At 43.8% G+C, this 17,943-nt stretch carries 16 protein-coding genes; 2 read left to right on the forward strand and 14 right to left on the reverse strand.

Going from position 1 to position 17,943, the window contains the following annotated elements; genetic code table 11:
• Positions 1 to 4 precede the first annotated feature (4 nt).
• The 6 genes from rho to NSS80_RS18110 all read right to left on the reverse strand — a co-directional run bounded on the left by rho (position 5) and on the right by NSS80_RS18110 (position 6,349).
• The gene (gene rho / locus NSS80_RS18085) at positions 5 to 1,288 is read right to left on the reverse strand and encodes a transcription termination factor Rho (RefSeq protein ID WP_008354975.1); all 1,284 of its coding nucleotides are present in this window, start codon (positions 1,286 to 1,288) and stop codon (positions 5 to 7) included.
• Between the two features lie 365 nt (positions 1,289 to 1,653).
• A complete protein-coding gene (gene glpX / locus NSS80_RS18090) occupies positions 1,654 to 2,619 on the reverse strand; it encodes a class II fructose-bisphosphatase (RefSeq protein ID WP_012011567.1) in 966 nt (321 codons plus the stop codon).
• A 32-nt stretch (positions 2,620 to 2,651) separates the two neighbouring features.
• A complete protein-coding gene (locus tag NSS80_RS18095; RefSeq protein WP_024423746.1) occupies positions 2,652 to 3,941 on the reverse strand; it encodes a UDP-N-acetylglucosamine 1-carboxyvinyltransferase in 1,290 nt (429 codons plus the stop codon).
• A 247-nt stretch (positions 3,942 to 4,188) separates the two neighbouring features.
• Positions 4,189 to 4,827, reverse strand: a complete 639-nt coding sequence (gene fsa, locus NSS80_RS18100; protein WP_024426351.1) for a fructose-6-phosphate aldolase — start codon at positions 4,825 to 4,827, stop codon at positions 4,189 to 4,191.
• 111 nt (positions 4,828 to 4,938) lie between these two features.
• Complete coding sequence (locus tag NSS80_RS18105) at positions 4,939 to 5,796, reverse strand: class II fructose-bisphosphate aldolase (RefSeq protein WP_024423748.1); 858 nt, start codon at positions 5,794 to 5,796, stop codon at positions 4,939 to 4,941.
• 178 nt (positions 5,797 to 5,974) lie between these two features.
• Positions 5,975 to 6,349, reverse strand: a complete 375-nt coding sequence (locus tag NSS80_RS18110; RefSeq protein WP_003214681.1) for a response regulator — start codon at positions 6,347 to 6,349, stop codon at positions 5,975 to 5,977.
• 180 nt (positions 6,350 to 6,529) lie between these two features.
• Between NSS80_RS18110 and NSS80_RS18115 the strand changes: the two genes are divergently transcribed.
• Positions 6,530 to 7,060, forward strand: a complete 531-nt coding sequence (locus tag NSS80_RS18115; RefSeq protein WP_342498370.1) for a DUF2529 domain-containing protein — start codon at positions 6,530 to 6,532, stop codon at positions 7,058 to 7,060.
• Positions 7,061 to 7,100: 40 nt separating this feature from the next.
• On the opposite strand, the gene pyrG is transcribed toward NSS80_RS18115, so the two are convergent.
• From pyrG to NSS80_RS18155, 8 genes are all read right to left on the reverse strand, one after another.
• On the reverse strand, positions 7,101 to 8,708 hold the full coding sequence (gene pyrG / locus NSS80_RS18120) for a CTP synthase (glutamine hydrolyzing) (RefSeq protein WP_034281230.1): 1,608 nt from the start codon (positions 8,706 to 8,708) through the stop codon (positions 7,101 to 7,103).
• Between the two features lie 239 nt (positions 8,709 to 8,947).
• On the reverse strand, positions 8,948 to 9,487 hold the full coding sequence (gene rpoE / locus NSS80_RS18125) for a DNA-directed RNA polymerase subunit delta (protein WP_034281231.1): 540 nt from the start codon (positions 9,485 to 9,487) through the stop codon (positions 8,948 to 8,950).
• Between the two features lie 216 nt (positions 9,488 to 9,703).
• Positions 9,704 to 9,901 (reverse strand): hypothetical protein, encoded by a 198-nt coding sequence (locus NSS80_RS18130; protein ID WP_034281233.1) that lies wholly within the window; start codon positions 9,899 to 9,901, stop codon positions 9,704 to 9,706.
• 143 nt (positions 9,902 to 10,044) lie between these two features.
• Positions 10,045 to 11,187, reverse strand: a complete 1,143-nt coding sequence (locus tag NSS80_RS18135) for an acyl-CoA dehydrogenase (RefSeq protein ID WP_342498371.1) — start codon at positions 11,185 to 11,187, stop codon at positions 10,045 to 10,047.
• Positions 11,188 to 11,203: 16 nt separating this feature from the next.
• Positions 11,204 to 12,316 carry an acyl-CoA dehydrogenase family protein gene (locus NSS80_RS18140; protein ID WP_111926866.1) on the reverse strand — a complete coding sequence of 371 codons (1,113 nt, stop codon included), beginning with the start codon at positions 12,314 to 12,316 and terminating at the stop codon, positions 11,204 to 11,206.
• An 11-nt stretch (positions 12,317 to 12,327) separates the two neighbouring features.
• Positions 12,328 to 13,191, reverse strand: coding sequence for a 3-hydroxybutyryl-CoA dehydrogenase (locus NSS80_RS18145; protein WP_111926868.1), 864 nt, complete (start codon positions 13,189 to 13,191; stop codon positions 12,328 to 12,330).
• Positions 13,191 to 14,384, reverse strand: a complete 1,194-nt coding sequence (locus tag NSS80_RS18150; RefSeq protein ID WP_317221783.1) for an acetyl-CoA C-acetyltransferase — start codon at positions 14,382 to 14,384, stop codon at positions 13,191 to 13,193. The genes NSS80_RS18145 and NSS80_RS18150 overlap by 1 nt, the downstream gene beginning before the upstream one ends.
• A 103-nt stretch (positions 14,385 to 14,487) precedes the next feature.
• Positions 14,488 to 16,599, reverse strand: coding sequence for a heterodisulfide reductase-related iron-sulfur binding cluster (locus tag NSS80_RS18155; RefSeq protein ID WP_024426357.1), 2,112 nt, complete (start codon positions 16,597 to 16,599; stop codon positions 14,488 to 14,490).
• 143 nt (positions 16,600 to 16,742) lie between these two features.
• Between NSS80_RS18155 and cls the strand changes: the two genes are divergently transcribed.
• The gene (gene cls, locus NSS80_RS18160) at positions 16,743 to 17,939 is read left to right on the forward strand and encodes a cardiolipin synthase (protein WP_317221782.1); all 1,197 of its coding nucleotides are present in this window, start codon (positions 16,743 to 16,745) and stop codon (positions 17,937 to 17,939) included.
• Positions 17,940 to 17,943 lie beyond the last annotated feature (4 nt).

The raw sequence follows: 17,943 nt of genomic DNA on the forward strand, positions 1-17,943 counted from the left end.
GAAGCTATCTTCTTGATGCAGACATATTGGCTTGTTTCCATTCTTGCGTTAAAATATCGAAAAATTCTTGGTTTGTCTTTGTTTTTCTCATTTTGCGCATGAACTTCTCAGCGAAGTCAGGTGTATCTGACATCGATTTTCTCATCGCCCATAAACGATCAAGATGCTCTTTTGGCACAAGCAGTTCTTCTTTTCTCGTACCAGAACGGCGAATGTCGATCGCAGGGAAAATTCTTCTTTCGGCCAAAGAACGGTCCAAATGAAGCTCCATGTTCCCAGTTCCTTTAAACTCTTCATAAATCACGTCATCCATACGTGATCCTGTATCAACAAGAGCAGTGGCTAAAATCGTCAAGCTTCCGCCTTCTTCAATGTTACGCGCAGCACCAAAGAAGCGTTTTGGACGATGGAAAGCCGCAGGATCAATACCGCCTGAAAGCGTTCGGCCGCTTGGCGGAATCACAAGGTTGTATGCACGAGCAAGCCTTGTGATGCTGTCCATTAAGATGATGACATCTTTCTTATGTTCAACAAGACGCATCGCACGCTCTAAAACAAGCTCTGCTACTTTAATGTGGTTTTCCGGTACTTCGTCAAAGGTTGAACTAACAACATCCCCTGCAACAGAACGTTCGATATCTGTTACTTCTTCTGGGCGTTCGTCAATCAAAAGGACAATCAGCTCTGCCTCTGGGTGATTTTCAGAAATGCTGTTGGCAATTTCTTTAAGCAAAATGGTTTTCCCAGCCTTAGGCGGTGCAACGATTAAACCACGCTGTCCAAATCCAACTGGCGCCATCATGTCCATAATTCTAGTAGACAGGTGATTAGGCTGTGTTTCAAGAATCATTTGACGGTCAGGAAATAGCGGTGTGAGTGCAGGAAAGTGAACACGTTCCTTTGCTGATTCTGGGTCGTCCCCATTTACCGCTTCTACATGAAGGAGGCCATAGTAGCGTTCATTCTCTTTTGGAGGTCGTACCTTTCCAGACACTTTATCTCCATTTCGTAAATCAAAGCGTCTGATTTGTGAAGCTGAAATATAAATGTCTTCAGAACTTGGGGAGTAGTTAATCGGTCTTAAGAAACCAAATCCCTCAGACTGAATAATTTCAAGAACCCCTTCCATAAATAAGAGATCCTCTTGCTCAGCGTTCGCCTTTAAGATGGCAAAAATTAATTCTTTTTTTGTTAGTTTGCTGTAATAAGAGATTTTGTATCGTTTTGCTAACTCATACAGCTCTTTTAATTTCATATTTTCCAAAGATGAAATCGATACATCTTTCAATATGGACACCACACTTTTCTAGTCAATGTATTTCTTTACAAATGCATGACCATTGTATTTGATTAGCTTTTAATTCCGTTGTTGTTGGAATGACCTCGCTCTGATGGTAACGCTCCCACTCGTTTTATCGTGAAAGATAGGAACAATGTGAAATAGAGCTTTGTCAACATAGAGAAGGATAATGAGTATATCGTCATGATGCGGCAGTATTTAAACTTGTTGAAGCTTAAAAGAAGTAAATTCGCAGAAAATTTCGCAGCACTCTTTAGTTTTACCTCATTTGCAGAGAATATTCAACTTTTAAAAGAAAATGATATACATTTGACACCTATATGAAAAGCGGGTAATGAATACCCGCTTTCAGATTACGGACGAATGACAAGATTCGGTTTTTTCTTTAAGCTGTGTCTGCCGTCTACGAAACGAACCGTACCTGATTTCGCACGCATGACAACACTATGTGTTGTTCCAACAGAGCCTTTGAATTGAACACCTTTAAGTAATTCTCCGTCCGTTACACCTGTCGCTGCAAAAATGGCGTCATCTCCTTTTACGAGATCTTCCATTCTGAGGACTTTCCCAACATCCAGCCCCATTTTCTCACAGCGTCTTAGTTCTTCTTCACTTTGAGGAAGAAGCTTACCATGAATTTCACCACCAAGTGCCTTTAATGCAACAGCAGAAAGGACACCCTCAGGCGCTCCGCCTGAACCAAATAGAATATCAACACCTGTGTGATCAAATGCTGTATTAATGGCTCCTGCAACGTCACCATCGTCGATCAGTTTAATTCTTGCTCCTGCTTCTCTCAGTTCAGCAATAATTTTCTCATGTCGATCTCTGTTTAAAATCGTTGCAACCACATCTTCAATATCTTTGTTTTTTGCTTTTGCAACAGCGCGAAGATTATCAATGACAGGCGCTTCAATATCGATGCAGCCTACCGCTTCTGGACCTACTGCGATCTTATCCATGTACATATCAGGTGCATTCAGCAGGTTGCCATGATCTGCAACAGCAATGACAGCTAAGGCATTCCAGCCGCCGCTTGCCACAATGTTTGTTCCTTCTAATGGATCAACAGCGACATCCACGCGAGGTCCATATCCGTTCCCAAGCTTTTCCCCAATATAAAGCATTGGTGCTTCGTCCATTTCTCCTTCGCCAATGACCACTGTTCCCTTCATCGGAATGGTGTCAAATACATCACGCATTGCACTTGTTGCAGCATCATCCGCTTCGTCTTTTAATCCTCTTCCCATCCAACGGGCAGATTTTAATGCAGCTGCTTCTGTCACCCGTACTAGTTCCATCGATAAACTTCTTTCCATTTTTGTCCAAATCTCCTCTCACAGTCAAAGCCTTATGAATTTTGAAGTTCTTCTATTTCTTGGTCATTCAGCTTTTCACGCCAGATGGTTGCACCCAAGCCTTCAAGCTTCTTCTCAAGCAAACTATATCCTCTGTCTATATGTTCAAGCCCTGTGATTTCGGTCACACCGTCTGCCATTAACCCTGCGACAACAAGACAAGCGCCTGCACGCAGATCACTTGCTTTGACCTTTGCTCCTTGGAGCTGCGTTTGTCCGGTAATAATAGCAGATCTTCCTTCGACCTTCATGTTTGCACCCATTCGACGCAATTCGTCAATGTGCTTAAAGCGTGCTGAGTAGATCGTATCTGTGACCACACTCGTGCCTTTCGCTTTTGTTAACAGTGCCGTCATCGGCTGCTGAAGGTCAGTTGGAAAGCCCGGATACACAAGGGTTTTGATATCGACAGGCTTGAGCCCTTCGTTTCTGCCAACGATCAGCATCTGATCGTTGCTCGTTTCAATGGTGAACCCCATTTCTCTAAGTTTCGCCGTAATTGATTCTAAATGAGTTGGGATCACATTATCAAGTACAACTTCATCCCCCATCGCTGCACCAGCTATTAAAAATGTTCCTGCTTCGATGCGGTCAGGGATGATTGAATGCTTACAGCCATGAAGAGATTCTACACCTTCGATTCGAATGACATCGGTACCCGCACCTTTGATTTTAGCTCCCATGCTTGCAAGCAGTGTCGCTACATCAATAATTTCGGGTTCCTTTGCAGCATTTTCAATCACGGTTTTTCCTTCAGCCAGTACGGCTGCCAGCATGATGTTGATCGTCGCACCTACACTGACAACATCAAGATAAATCCGGGCTCCGACTAATTTTTCAGCACGCAAATAAATTGCACCCTGCTCGTTTGTCACCTCGGCTCCAAGTGCTTCAAAGCCTTTGATATGCTGATCGATCGGCCTAGGTCCTAAGTGGCATCCTCCTGGCAGTCCGATGACAGCCTGCTTAAATCTGCCCAGCATGGCGCCCATTAAATAATAGGATGCACGCAGTTTCTTCACTTTTCCATTAGGAAGCGGCATACTAATCATGGAAACAGGATTAACAACCATTTCACCTTTTTCAAAAGTGACCTTTCCGCCAATTTCTTCTAACAGATCCCGTAATGTGTCGATATCTGATATATGCGGAAGGCCTTCAATGGTTACTGGAGAATCAGCGAGAATCGTGGCAGGAATCAGTGCTACAGCACTATTTTTCGCACCACTAATATGTACGGTCCCGCGCAAGGGATCACCGCCGGCAATGTTTAACTTTTCCATATTTGTCTCCCTTCTTAAAGAAGATCACTGTTGGAGTTATACTGTTTGTGGATGTCGCGCTTTAAAAGGTCTTGTCCAAAATTTAGCCAATATCAAGAGAAAGAATACAGGTTAAACGAAATTTGTCGGAAGAAAAATAATCGAAGCTTTGCGAGGCTGTGATGTTCTCTTCTTTGCACAAAACATTTCTTAGCGTTTATAAGGAAAACTATGGCAAACGAGAGACGATCCCGCCTGCCACAATCATTTATTTATTCCAGTCTGCTAAAAATTGCTCAATGCCTGCATCCGTTAATGGATGTTTCGTCAGCTGCTTGATGACTTTCAGCGGCATTGTGCCGATATGAGCACCTCTAAGCGCAGCTTCTGTCACATGCTGCGGATGACGAATAGATGCAGCAATGATTTGTGTATCTAATCCATGAACATCAAAAATAGTTTTCACTTCACTGATGAGATCAAGACCATTTTGGCCAATGTCATCTAAGCGGCCAAGGAATGGAGAGACATACGTCGCACCAGCTCTAGCTGCAAGAAGTGCCTGATTTGCACTAAAAATCAATGTGACGTTTGTTTTAATTCCAAGGTCTGTTAATGCTTTGACAGCTTTAAGGCCATCTGTAGTCATTGGAATTTTGACCGTAATATTTGGTGCGATGGCAGCAAGCTCTTTTCCTTCTTCAATCATTTCCTCTGCTTTTAGGGAAATCACTTCTGCACTGACAGAACCTGATACCACGTCAGTGATTTCGCGAAGGCGGTCGTGGAATGATACGTCCTTTTCTTTCGCTACTAAACTAGGGTTTGTTGTGACGCCTGCTAAAATGCCAAGCTCGTGCGCCTCTTTGATGTCCTCAATATTCGCTGTATCTACGAAAAATAACATAACTGTGCCACTCTCCTATCAATAAATTGTCTGAAATGTAAATTTGATTGCGCTTTCTCAAGATATGGAGAAAACCGCCTGTGACTCAGGCGGCTTTCGGTTCTCATCAAATTATGCTTGGTTAGAAGAACCAAATTCGCGCATTTTGCCGATAACAGTCGCTTTAATTGCGTCACGAGCTGGTCCAAGATATTTACGTGGATCATACTCTTCTGTTTTTGCAGCAAGTGTTTCGCGTACTGCTTTCGCAGAAGCAATTTGGTTTTCAGTGTTTACATTGATTTTTGCTGTACCAAGTGAAATTGCACGCTTGATGTCAGCAGTTGGGATACCTGTTCCGCCGTGAAGAACAAGTGGAAGACCAGTTGTTTTACCGATTTCTTCCATTTCAGCGAAACCAAGGTTTGGTTCACCTTTGTACGGACCATGTACTGAACCTAATGCAGGTGCAAGGCAGTCAATACCAGTGCGTTCTACAAGCTCTTGGCACTCTTTTGGATCAGCATAAATAACGCCTTCAGCGATGACGTCATCTTCTTGCCCACCAACAGTTCCAAGTTCAGCTTCTACAGACACACCATGGAAATGTGCAAGTTCAACGACTTTCGCAGTTGTTTCCACATTCTCATCGAATGGGTGGTGAGAAGCATCGATCATGACAGAAGTAAATCCTGCATGAATCGCTTTTGCACAAGATTCAAAGCTTGAACCGTGATCTAAATGAATCGCAACAGGAACTGTTACATTATATTCTTCGATTAACGCTTTAACCATTGCGACAACTGTTTTGAAGCCGCCCATGTAGCGTCCTGCTCCTTCAGATACTCCTAAGATAACAGGAGATTTCTCTTCTTCAGCAGCTTGTAAAATCGCTTGCGTGAATTCTAAGTTATTTAAGTTAAACTGTCCAACAGCGTAACCTTTTTCCTTTGCGTCTTTCAACATTTCTGTCATTGAAACTAAAGGCATGATGAAAAATCCTCCCTATGTAGCTAATTTGCTTGCTAAAAAAAGCTCTCCACCCTAGCATGACCAGAATTTCTCGCCATATGTAAACTTTCAAAGTCAGATCGCTTTCTTCTTCCTTTCTAGGATACCAATTATTCGACAAATCGGCAACAGAATGACTCGATTCAATCATTTCCATCTAGCCATTTGTTTCAAGCGGCAGGTATTCTTTGACAGCATCTCGGATTTCATCAATATCAAAAGGTTTAGCGAAGTGCGTCAATGCACCGAGTTCTTTGGATTCTTGGATCATATCTAATTCGCCATAGGCTGTCATAATAATGACACGGATGTCTTCATCAATTAATTTCATCCGTTTTAAAATTTCGATACCATCCATTCCGGGGATTTTCATATCAAGCAGGACAAGGTTCGGTCTATGGTTTTTCACAATATCTAATGCCTGTAGTCCATTGGCAGCTTGGAAGGTTTGATAGCCTTCTTTATGAAACACTTCATTCAATAATATTCTAATACCGTACTGATCATCGACAATTAAAATTTTCTCATTCATCTGTTACACCCCATTGCTTTCATTTTTCGCCATAAAAAGAGCTGTTGTTAAATAATTCTGTTTGATTTTCACATTTCCTTTAATTATAATAGTTTACTTTACGACATTTTCTGAGCATTTTTCCTAATATTCTCTTTATATTCTATTATAAAATGATCTGACCGAAGGAGGAAATGAGTCTTGTTAAAAATTTTTACGACCCAGTTATCAGGTATTTTTTCACGTATTGGAGAAAAACAGACTGAAGCGATTGAGGACGGTGCACGCCTTCTTGCACAGGCTGTTGTCAGTGGACATGCCGTTTATTTTCACGGAAAGAATGAACTGGCTGCTGTCGCCCTAGAGGCATCTGAAAGCAAGGAGCCGTTTCCCGGTGCGAAGGTGCTGCCGCTCGATCAAAAGGAGCGCAGCTTACTTCATCCAAGTGACAGGGTACTGCTATTTTATTCAGACCCAGAAGATCAAGAAATTCAATCTCTTGCAAATGAACTGCACGAACAAGGTACGCCCGTTGTTGGTGTAGGGCCGGCACAAAAGGAGCCGTCTACGATTGAAGAGCATTGTGATGTCCACATTGATTTCCAGCTCAAGAAACCGCTTGTGCCCGCTGAAGATGGGACAAGGTTTGGTTATCCTGCTTTAATGACCTGCTTATACGTCTACCACGCTCTATCGTTTACTGTGAAGGAAATCGTCGAGGAATATGAATAAAAAAACTGCCGAGAAGTGATATTCCCGGCAGTTTTTTGTTTTATTTTGATTCAGATGCTTGAAGTGAAGCACCAACGAAATCTCTAAATAATGGCTGTGGTCTTGTCGGTCTTGAAACGAATTCTGGGTGGAACTGAGAAGCAAGGAACCAAGGGTGATCCTTCAGCTCGATAATTTCAACAAGACGTCCATCTGGGCTTGTACCAGAGAAGACAAAGCCTGCTGCTTCCATTTGCTGTCTGTATTCGTTATTAAACTCGTAGCGATGGCGGTGGCGTTCGTAGACCACTTCGTCATTGTATGCAGCAAATGCTTTTGAGTCTTCATTTAATTTACAAGGGTATAGACCGAGACGAAGTGTTCCGCCTAGATCATCTACATCCTTCTGTTCTGGAAGAAGGTCAATGATTGGGAATGCTGTTTCAGGATCAATTTCCGCTGAATGAGCTCCCTCAAGGCCTAATACGTTTCTCGCGTATTCGATAGATGCCACTTGCATTCCTAAGCAGATTCCGAAGAATGGCACTTTGTTTTCACGGGCATATTGTGTAGCAATGATTTTCCCTTCTACTCCGCGGTCTCCGAAGCCTCCAGGAACAATAATGCCGTCCACATCTTGTACGAAATCAGCGATATTCTCTGCTGTCACTTCTTCTGCATTGATCCATTTAATTTGAACATCTGCATCAAACGCATAACCAGCATGACGAAGTGATTCAACGACAGAAATATAAGCATCTTGCAGCTCAACATACTTCCCTACAAGACCAATTGTGACTTGTTTCGAAAGGTTTTGCACTTTATCAACAAGCGCTGTCCACTCCGTCATGTCCGCATCTTGGCAGTCAAGTTTCATATGTTCACATACTAGCTTGTCCAGCCCTTGTTTTTGTAAATCAAGCGGAATGGAGTATAGCGTGTCTGCATCCTGACATTCGATAACAGCTTTTGTATCAATATCACAAAATAGCGCAATTTTGTCCTTCATATCTTGTGCCAATGGCATTTCCGTTCTGACAACAATGACATTTGGCTGAATACCAAGACTGCGAAGTTCTTTCACACTATGCTGTGTTGGTTTTGTTTTCAATTCACCTGCTGCACGGATGTAAGGAACAAGGGTACAATGAATGTACATTACGTTTTCACGGCCGATGTCACTCTTCATTTGACGAATGGCTTCAAGGAATGGAAGGGATTCGATATCTCCTACTGTTCCGCCGATTTCTGTAATGACCACATCTGCACCCGTTTCTTTTCCGGCACGGTACACACGGTCTTTGATTTCATTTGTAATGTGGGGAATGACCTGTACTGTTCCACCTAAGTAGTCACCGCGGCGCTCTTTCTTCAGAACAGTAGAGTAGATTTTACCAGTTGTGACGTTGCTGTACTTATTTAAGTTAATATCAATGAAACGCTCGTAGTGACCTAAGTCAAGGTCTGTTTCAGCACCATCATCTGTGACAAAAACTTCACCGTGCTGGTATGGACTCATTGTCCCTGGGTCTACGTTGATGTATGGATCGAATTTTTGAATGGTGACATCCATCCCTCTATTTTTCAGAAGGCGGCCTAACGATGCAGCCGTGATTCCTTTTCCAAGTGAGGAAACAACTCCTCCTGTTACAAAAATATACTTTGTCATTTCGTATGCTCCTCTCTTTTTTACCCTTGCATGTCTAGACATGCACAGCTTCATCCTTTTTAGAGTGTATCCCTAAATCTCTTGAAAAATAAGAAAGCTCCCTTTCAAATAAATGAAAGGGAGCGTAAATGAACGTATCTTTACGTACTCTTTTTTAGAGAGCCCAAAATACATACTACATAGTTCGCTCTCGAAAGTCAAGACGGTTTTGTCCTGTTTTGAAGACCGGTTTGAGAGGGTTATTTGTCTTCCTCATCATCGTCTAAATCGTCTTCATCAATCTCCGTTAAGCCGTCATCATCTTCATCGTCATCTTCGTCGAAGTCTTCAAGATCTTCTTCAATTTCTTCATCATCGTCTAGGTCGAGATCATCGTCGTCTTCAACAAGGTCAAGGTCTTCTTCAAGCTCGTCGATTTCTTCTTCCTCTTCGATCTCATCGAAGTCGTCTTCAACGACAGCTGCTTTTGATTTTTTCTTTTTCGCTTTTGTTTTCACAGCTGGCTGAACTTCTTCTTCGATTTGATCAACTGGATACCAGCTGCGAAGTCCCCATCTCTGATCACCTAACGAAATAAAGCGGCCATCTATATTTAAGTCTGTATAAAATTGAGCAAGTCGATCATCAAGATCGGATTTTTGTATTCCTTGCAAACGGATAATTTCATCTATTAACTCGGAAAACGTAATTGGTGTTTTGCTGTCTCTGAAAATTTCATAAGCAAGTTCAACTAAAGACATTTGTTTGAGCTGTTCCTGTGAGTATTCTTTCAAACTCAAGGTCAGACACTCCCTTTCTATTACATGTATGTATCCATTTATCAGTGAAATAATAAGTATTTATACCTTATTCTTACGACAAACCATACCTCTCATTATAAACAAATTAGGGGAGTTTATGCCACCTTTATTGATGTTAATTTTTGATTTTTCTCACGGGGAGCACCTAGAGTGGGTACAGCATGCTTTTTGTCGTTCAGTTTTTTCTCGTCTGTTTTAAAATGGGATGTTCTGAATGAGTGAGACAACGACAGGAATCGTGAATAACATTCCAGCAGACATGAGTACGATTAGTTTTCTCCGGCTGTTTTCTTTTTCTTCCTGCTTTTTTGGAGATTTCGAAAGCTCCGCGGACACCATGATCCAAATCACCATCGTGACGATTGCCAAAATGCCCATAAATGTTGAGTTCATCATCATAACCTCCATATTGATATTTTCCCTAATTTTAACATAACATGATGATATGGATGAACATTAACAATACGCTTACGTTTGAAAACTGCATGACGAACGAAAACAGACCGCCTCACGTTCAGGCGGTCTATGCTTGTTTTCTACATATCTAGCAGTTTCCTTGAGATGACCAGGCGCTGGATTTCCTGAGTTCCTTCATAAATTTGAGTGATTTTCGCATCACGCATGTATCGTTCGACTGGGTAATCCTTTGTGTAGCCGTACCCGCCGAAGATTTGAACCGCCTCTGTCGTCACCTTCATCGCTGTATCACCAGCAAAGAGCTTGGACATGGCTGATTCCTTCCCATACGGAAGGCCTTTCGTTTCGAGCCATGCCGCCTGGTAAGTAAGCAGCCTTGATGCTTCAATCGCTGTGGCCATATCAGCCAGTTTAAAGGCGATCCCTTGCTGCTGAATGATTGGTTTGCCAAATTGTTTACGCTCCTTGGCATAATCAACCGCCGCATCAAGAGCACCTTGCGCAATCCCAACCGCCTGTGCAGCAATGCCGTTTCTGCCGCCATCGAGTGTCATCATGGCTATTTTGAACCCTTCTCCTTCTAGACCGAGCCGGTTCCTTTCATGAATTCGGCAGTCTTCAAATCGAATTTCAGTTGTTGGCGATGAACGTATGCCCAGTTTGCTTTCCTTTTTGCCAACAGAAAAACCAGGTGTCTCTTTTTCTACAATAAAAGCAGTTGTATTTCGAGACGAAGCTTCTTGGTCTGTGACGGCAAACACAATATAATAATCTGCAATGCCTCCATTTGTAATAAAAATTTTCGCCCCGTTCAGGACGTATTCACTGCCTGCCTTTACGGCCGTTGTCTTCATTCCGCCGGCATCTGAACCAGAACCGCTCTCGGTGAGCGCGTATGCTCCTATCTTCTGCCCTTTTGCAAGCGGCTTTAAGTATTTCTCTTTTTGTTCCTTTGTTCCGAATGTATAGATTGGCCATGAAGCAAGAGATGTATGAGCGGACAGGATGACGCCTGTAGAGGCGCACACTCTTGAAAGCTCCTCAACTGCTATGACGTAGGCTAAATAGTCACTGCCAATTCCGCCCACGTCTTCCGGCCAAGGAATACCCGTTAAACCGAGCTCCGCCATTTTGCGGAAAATAGATGGATCATATGTCTCTGTTTCGTCTCGTTCTGCTGCTGTTGGCTCCACTTCATTTTTCGCAAAGTCTCTCACCATTTTTTGAATCATTTCATGTTCATCACTTAATTGGAACTTCATCGTGAGCCACCTCGTTTCATATTAGCTGTTTACAGATGACCAGCCTTTGAATTTCACTTGTTCCTTCATAGATTTCACAAATTTTCGCATCACGAAAGTAACGTTCTGCTTGATAGCGATTCGTATAACCATCCATGCCTAGCAAATGGATCGCTTCTGTACTGATCTCCACCGCCGTTTTTGACGCAAATAGCTTTGCCATTGATGCTTCCTTTGTGACCGGTCGATTTGCCTCTTTGAAAGAAGCCGCTTGATAGACGAGCAGTTTTGCCGCCTCAAGCTTCGCCGCCAAATCGCCCAGCCGAATGGTTGTTTCAAGACCTGCTGGATGCTGCTTTAAATAGACCACTGCCTCGGTTAATGCGGCTTCTGCAATGCCAAGGCTTTGAGCCGCAATTCCGATTCTCCCTGCATTTAAGCTGGACATGGCAATTTGAAAGCCCTCTCCTTCTGCACCGAGCAGCTGATCTTTTGGAATCCGCACGCCATCAAAATGAAGCGTGACTGTTTTTGAACCGTGCAGTCCCATCTTTTTCTCATCTTTTCCAATCGTAAATCCCGGCGTATCTTTCTCGACAATGAACGCCGATATATTTTTTCTCGCAGAAGCCGGATCGGTCACCGCAAAGACAAGATACAGTTCTGCTTCTCCGCCGCTTGTGATAAAGATTTTCGTCCCATTTAATACATAATCGCCGCCCATCCGCTCTGCTCTTAACTGAATACTGGAGGCATCTGATCCAGCCTTTGGTTCAGTCAGACAAAAGGCGCCCAGCTTCTTCCCGGATGCAAGCGGCGGCACATAAGTTTCTTTTTGTTCCTTCGTTCCAAAAGTCAAAATAGGCATCGTCACAACAGATGTATGAACGGACACAATGACACCGATGGTCGCACTCACTTTCGACAATTCATGGATTGCGATGATATACGTTGTAAAATCTGCTCCTAAGCCTTGATACGAAGCTGGTATTGGAATCCCTAGATAGCCTTGCCGCCCCATTTCACTTAAAAGGGTGTTTGGAAACCGGCCTTGTTCCATGGCTTCTACTTCAGGGAATATACGCTGGCGTGCAAATTCTGCTGTCTGTTCTCTCCAGAGACGCTGTTGATCCGTAAGCAAAACATCCATCTTGACTCCCCCTATGAGTGGTCGTGGTATGTGTAAAAACCTCTCTTTGTCTTTTTGCCCAGCCAGCCTGCATTCACGTATTTTTTCAAAAGAGGACAAGGTCGATATTTGCTGTCTCCAAGTCCCTCGTGAAGGGTATTCATAATAAATAAACATGTATCCAGTCCGATGAAATCAGCTAGACGAAGCGGCCCCATTGGATGATTCATCCCAAGTGTCATCACGCCATCAATGCTTTCTGCATCTGCTACGCCTTCATACAGGGTGTAAATGGCTTCATTGATCATTGGCATCAATATGCGGTTTGATACAAACCCTGGGAAGTCTTCCACTTCAATTGGGGTTTTGTTTAATGTCTTCGCTGTTTCATAAACAACTTGATATGTGTCATCACTCGTTTGCAGCGCTCGAATGACTTCAACCAGTTTCATGACAGGAACCGGATTCATAAAATGCATGCCAATCACTTTCTCCGGTCTGCTCGTCACAGCTGCTAATTCTGTGATCGACAAGGAAGACGTGTTTGACGCAAATATGGCCTCCGCCTCTGCAAATTGATCAAGTGTTTCAAAGATTTGTTTTTTCACACTCATTTGTTCTGATGCGGCTTCTATGACTAAATGAGCCTGCTGTACGTCTTTTAAATCTGTGGAAACGGCAAGCCGCTGCGTAATATCTCGGACTGCCTGATGTGCCAGCTTTCCTTTTTCTGCCCTCTTCGTCAGTTGTTTGGTCATGGAGGAGATCGCTCGATGAATCTGCTTTTCTGATACATCATGGAGCAGGACTGTATAGCCTGACTGAGCAAACACTTGGGCAATGCCTGATCCCATTTGACCAGCCCCAACGACCATAACGGTCTCTTCTATACTCATCAATAAACGCCTCCCTTTTCATCTACCTTTATCATGATGGCGTCTCCTTGACCGCCTCCGCTGCAAATCGCCGCAATGCCAATGCCTCCGCCTCTTTGTCTTAATGCATGAATCAATGTCAATATCACGCGTGTTCCGCTTGCCCCAATCGGATGACCGAGCGCGACAGCCCCTCCGTTGATATTCATTTTCCGCCGGTCGATCCCAGTTATTTTTTCACATGCCAGAGCCACAGCTGAAAAGGCCTCATTGATTTCAAACAAATCAATATCCTCTAGGCGCTTTCCTGTTTTCTTTAAAAGCTTCTCGATGGCAAAGGCTGGTGTTTTCGGAAAATCCTTTGCCTCTACAGCAACCTGAGCATGACCGAGAACGACTGCCATTGGCTTTACGTCATGCCGTGCAGCATACGTGTCTTTCATTAAAAGAAGCGCACTTGCGCCATCATTGACACCTGGTGCATTTCCAGCGGTGATGGTGCCCTTCTGATCAAAAACAGGCATGAGCTTTGACAGCCGTTCATATGACGTATCACGCCGCGGAGATTCATCTTCTGTAATCAGCCGTTCTCCCGTTTTTGTTTTGACGGTGACGGGGGCGATTTCATGTTGAAAAAAGCCGTTTTTTTGCGCTTCGATGGCCCGTTCATGACTTCTGTGTGCCCACAGATCCTGCTCTTCGCGCGTGATGCCGAGCTCCTTTGCAGCCATACTTCCATACTCACCCATATGAACGCCTGTAAACGAACAGGTCAATCCATCTAAAATCATCGCATCTTGTACTGCACCATCACCCATTTTGTAGCCCCATCGCGCTTTTTTTAGCAGATAAGGAGCGTGAGACATGGATTCCATACCGCCCGCTGCGATGACCTCAGCATCTCCGGCTCGAATGATTTGATCTGCTGCGGTCACACTGCGCATGCCTGAAGCACAGACTTTATTGATGGTTTGTGTTGGAACAGACCAAGGAAGATCAGCATATCTTGCTGCTTGCCTTGAAGGAATCTGCCCTTGCCCTCCTTGTAAAACACTTCCCATGATGACTTCATCTATTTCATGAGAACCCGAAACTCTTTCCAGTGCAGCCTTGATCGCTATACCGCCTAGTTCTGCGGCAGTCAAACCACTGAGAGCACCGCCTAGTTTTCCAAATGGTGTTCTTGCTCCAGATACAATGACCGTCGTACTCATGTATGTCCCTCCCTAATTGTTACCGCTTACATATCATCTAGGCAGCTGATGTAACAGCGCCATGGATAAGCCGATGAACATTCTATTCATCGGCCTGTCATCTTTACGACACCTGTTTTCCAGGCTCGCCAAACACTGATTTTTCAAGAAGTTCGGCGACATCAAATGTGCCTACCTGCTCCTCTACTTCCTTCGCCTTCGTCCCATCTCCCAGCATCGTTAAGCAATAAGGACACCCTGAGCTGATGATGGACGGCTGGACCTGTAACGCCTGCTCCGTTCGTGCAGTGTTAATCCGGGTACCCGTCTCTTCTTCCATCCACATTAAGCCCCCACCTGCTCCGCAGCACATACCAGTTTCACGGTTGCGTTCCATTTCTTTCAGCGTCACACCTGGAATGGCTTTTAAAATGTCTCTTGGCGGGTCGTACACTTCGTTATATCTGCCTAAGTAGCATGAGTCGTGGAAAGTAATCACTTCGTTCACTTCATGTACAGGCGTTATTTTCCCTTCTTTCACTAACTCTGCCAGTAATTCTGTATGATGGTACACTTCTGCCTCAAGTCCAAAGTCTGGATATTCATTTTTAAATAAGTTGTAGGCGTGTGGATCAATCGTGACGATCTTTGTGACGCCGTTTTTCTGGAATTCTTCAATGTTTTTTGCAGCAAGCTCTTGGAATAAAAATTCGTTTCCGAGTCTTCTTGGTGTATCGCCTGAGTTTTTCTCTTTATTGCCTAGGATCGCAAAGGATACCCCCGCTTCATTGAGGAGTTTTGCAAAGGCAAGTGCAATCTTTTGGCTTCGATTGTCATATGCCCCCATTGAACCAACCCAGAATAAATAATCAAAGGTTTGCTCTGCTTTTTTCAGCTCTTTCACTGTCGGCACATGCACATCTTCTCTCAGTTCACGCCAATTTTCTCTTTCTTTCCGGTTCAATCCCCACGGGTTCCCTTGGCGCTCAATGCTTGTCATGGCACGCTGTGCATCCGCATCCATTTTCCCTTCGGTCAGCACAAGATATCTGCGCATATCAATAATCTTATCAACGTGTTCATTCATGACAGGGCATTGGTCTTCACAGTTTCGGCATGTCGTACATGCCCAGATCTCTTCTTCTGTAATGACCTCTCCAATAAGAGAAGGATGATATATAGAGCTGGCAGCCGACTCTTCCGCACCTGCTCCTCTCGCCTGCAGTGCCAGCTGGTTTCCTGTTGTCTGCTTGAAGGCAAGCTGCGGGACCCAAGGTGTTTTCGAGGTAATGGCGGCCCCTTTATTGGTTAAATGATCTCTTAACCTTAAAATCAAATCCATTGGAGACAGCATCTTCCCTGTCCCTGTTGCCGGGCACATATTCGTGCAGCGCCCGCATTCCACACAGGCGTAAAGATCGATCAGCTGAGACTGACGAAAGTCTTCAATTTTTCCCACACCGAAGGTCTCTTGTGTCTCATCTTCAAAATCGATTTTTTGCAGCTTGCCTGGTGGGTCTAATCTGCTGACAAATACGTTCACAGGCCCTGCAATCAGATGGGCGTGCTTTGACTGAGGAACATATACTAAGAATGTCAGCAAAATAAGAAGATGCACCCACCATGCGGCATAAAAAACAATCGCAGCCGCAAGAGGTGAAATTCCGCCCAGCAAGAAGGCAATACCAGAAGCAATTGGCTCAGTTGGTGATAGAGAGTGTCCATGCCAGATGATGTTCATGCCGTTCCCAAGTAAGACTGTGAGCATTAAGCCGCCAATAAATAAAAGCACTAGTCCCGATTTGAAGCCTCGTTTTAAACGGACAAGCTTTTCCACGTATCTTCTATGGAAAGCCCATACAACGGCCACTAAAATGAGAAGTGTGACCACCTCTTGGAAAAACGTAAAGACGCCGTACACCGGACCTAAAGGAAGCCCGCTGTCTGGAATAAGCCCCTTCAGAATAAAATCAAGGGCTCCGAACTGTACGAGGATAAATCCGTAGAAAAACAGCACATGAATGATGCCGCTCTTCTTGTCCTTTAACAGCTTCTTTTGCCCAAATACGTTGACCCAAACACGCTCTAAGCGTTTCTTCATGTCTTGTTGAAACTCTTCTTTTTTACCAAGACGAATATAAGCCGCTCGTGTTCGAATGAGATAAACAAACAAATACACAGCGTAAGCGGTCACCGCCGCAAATGCGATCAAGTTGATGATTAAAAGGCTATTCATCTTGCTCCCCCTTTCATTCCCCAAAACCCTCTTTGTTCCGTTTCCATGTTGTACCTCTATCATAAATAATGAATGAGTATTCAGTCAATATTTTTTACACGTTTGGGTACACTATTGAAATATGCAAAAAAGGAGGAAGTTTCATGATCGCATTGATCATCCTACTCGTACTCATTGCCATCGTTTTGCTCGTGATGTTAGACCTTTATATGGGAAGGAAATATTTTTCTACTCACGCATTTGAACGGTCTTTTGACCAAACAAGCGGCGATGCTGCCTTTTATCATGATGGCGAACCATTTTTCGATCAGCTGATTACCGATATACAGCAGGCCTCTTCTTCTATTCATATGATGTTCTTTATTGTAAAGAACGACAAGATTGGTCAAAGGGTCTTACAAGCATTGAAAGCCAAAGCGGAGCAAGGCGTTTCCGTCTTTTTGCTGACCGACCGATTAGGCTCCTATCCGTTTGATCAAAAGGCGATTGACATGCTAGAAAGAAGCGGCATTCAATTTTACTTTTTAAATAAGCCTCGTTTTCCTTTTTTGATTTACCGTCTAAACATGAGAAATCACCGTAAAATTACGGTGATTGATGGGAAAATTGGCTATATTGGCGGATTTAATATAGGCGATGAATATGTTGGAAAGAAAGGCCGGTTTGGCATTTGGAAGGATTATCATTTGCGGATGACTGGACAGGTTGTCGCAGATCTCCAGCATGTATTTCTGAATGATTTGTACCGGTCGTCTGGCATTCATCAGCTGCAATATGAGGTTTTCCCTGCATTGGAACCGGGAACATTACAATGCACAACACGCGCGACTGCTGGCTTTTCTTTAGAAGCTTTATTTCTCCAAGATATTGAGCAGGCGAGGAAACAGATCATCATCTGTACGCCTTATTTTATTCCATCTTCCCCTCTTCTGAAGGCGCTGCTTGATGCACGAAAGCGGGGCGTCACAGTTGAAATCATCATTCCAATGAAAGCGGATCATCCACTTGTCAAAGAGGCTGGCTTTCATTATTTGAAGGACCTCATTGCCTCTGGATGTCTTGTTTATCGTTTTTATAAAGGTTTTTATCATTCGAAAGCCATATTGATTGATCACAGCCGCTGTATGATCAGTACCGCGAATTTTGATAAACGAAGCTTGTTTTTAAACGAAGAAGTAGATGTAGCCATTGATGATCCCGACTTTACTGCACACGTAGAGGAAATAATTCGGGAGCATATGGAAGTATCTGAGATCCTGACAGAAGAAACATTGTCAAAGCGCCCTCTTTTCACACGGCCGCTTGAGTGGGTTGCCGCCATGTTCTCGTATTTTTTATAAAGGA

The sequence above is a fragment of the Bacillus sp. FSL M8-0350 genome (assembly GCF_038593345.1).
Lineage (GTDB): Bacteria > Bacillota > Bacilli > Bacillales > Bacillaceae > Bacillus > Bacillus safensis.

What these genes read in the sequence shown, in the direction of transcription:
- NSS80_RS18095 (WP_024423746.1), bottom strand. Translation starts at nt 3,941, where the DNA reads ATGGAAAAGTTAAACATTGCCGGCGGTGATCCCTTGCGCGGGACCGTA.
- glpX (WP_012011567.1), bottom strand. Translation starts at nt 2,619, where the DNA reads ATGGAAAGAAGTTTATCGATGGAACTAGTACGGGTGACAGAAGCAGCT.
- NSS80_RS18130 (WP_034281233.1), bottom strand. Translation starts at nt 9,901, where the DNA reads ATGAACTCAACATTTATGGGCATTTTGGCAATCGTCACGATGGTGATT.
- NSS80_RS18110 (WP_003214681.1), bottom strand. Translation starts at nt 6,349, where the DNA reads ATGAATGAGAAAATTTTAATTGTCGATGATCAGTACGGTATTAGAATA.
- NSS80_RS18105 (WP_024423748.1), bottom strand. Translation starts at nt 5,796, where the DNA reads ATGCCTTTAGTTTCAATGACAGAAATGTTGAAAGACGCAAAGGAAAAA.
- NSS80_RS18140 (WP_111926866.1), bottom strand. Translation starts at nt 12,316, where the DNA reads ATGGATGTTTTGCTTACGGATCAACAGCGTCTCTGGAGAGAACAGACA.
- fsa (WP_024426351.1), bottom strand. Translation starts at nt 4,827, where the DNA reads ATGTTATTTTTCGTAGATACAGCGAATATTGAGGACATCAAAGAGGCG.
- cls (WP_317221782.1), top strand. Translation starts at nt 16,743, where the DNA reads ATGATCGCATTGATCATCCTACTCGTACTCATTGCCATCGTTTTGCTC.
- NSS80_RS18150 (WP_317221783.1), bottom strand. Translation starts at nt 14,384, where the DNA reads ATGAGTACGACGGTCATTGTATCTGGAGCAAGAACACCATTTGGAAAA.
- pyrG (WP_034281230.1), bottom strand. Translation starts at nt 8,708, where the DNA reads ATGACAAAGTATATTTTTGTAACAGGAGGAGTTGTTTCCTCACTTGGA.
- NSS80_RS18155 (WP_024426357.1), bottom strand. Translation starts at nt 16,599, where the DNA reads ATGAATAGCCTTTTAATCATCAACTTGATCGCATTTGCGGCGGTGACC.
- NSS80_RS18145 (WP_111926868.1), bottom strand. Translation starts at nt 13,191, where the DNA reads ATGAGTATAGAAGAGACCGTTATGGTCGTTGGGGCTGGTCAAATGGGA.
- NSS80_RS18135 (WP_342498371.1), bottom strand. Translation starts at nt 11,187, where the DNA reads ATGAAGTTCCAATTAAGTGATGAACATGAAATGATTCAAAAAATGGTG.